Genomic DNA, 641 nt, shown 5'->3' on the forward strand with positions numbered 1-641 from the left:
CTGGTTACACTCCTCTCATATTGAATACTTTCAATAAAGGTATTCACGCACAGCCACTTCTATATAACGTACTAACACTATCTTGATTTCATATTTAAAGGCTTGGTGGTAACGTACTGTATTTACTTCATAGTATTAAGGGCACGACATAATTTACACAACAACAGATACGATTCCAGGCAAGGAAATAGCAGAAGTCAGAGGAGTGGTGACAGGCAACGTTGTTCAATCTAAGCATATCGGCAGAGACCTAATGGCTGGTCTAAAAAGCATTGTTGGTGGAGAGATCCGCGGATACACCGAAATGATGACCGAAGCACGTGACATTGCTATTCAACGTATGGTCGAGCAAGCGAACCAGAAAGGCGCTGATGCGATTGTAGGAATTCGCTTTACTACAAGCTCAATTGTCGATGGTTCATCTGAAATCCTTGCTTTTGGTACCGCTGTAAAGCTCGTGGAATAGAATTGCTTTTGATTGGCGAGGCAATATCGGTTCTTCGCCTTCTTTAGACTCTCCCTCAAGTGGTTTGAGTAAGCCATAGTTTCACTCCTAAATGTTAAAAAAACTCTAATTCTAATCCTAGGTTTTTTGTGATTGTGAATTTTTATTCATTGACTTGGCTGGATTTAAGTAGGGT

1 protein-coding gene is annotated in these 641 nt (G+C 40.6%); it reads left to right on the plus strand.

The genetic code is table 11. The features are described from left to right. The first annotated feature begins 148 nt into the window (after positions 1-148). Entirely contained in the window at positions 149-466 is a 318-nt protein-coding gene (locus R7Q09_RS26410; protein WP_005462608.1) for a heavy metal-binding domain-containing protein, read from the plus strand. The last annotated feature ends 175 nt before the right edge of the window (positions 467-641 follow it).

This window comes from Vibrio sp. 2130-1 (assembly GCF_033339515.1).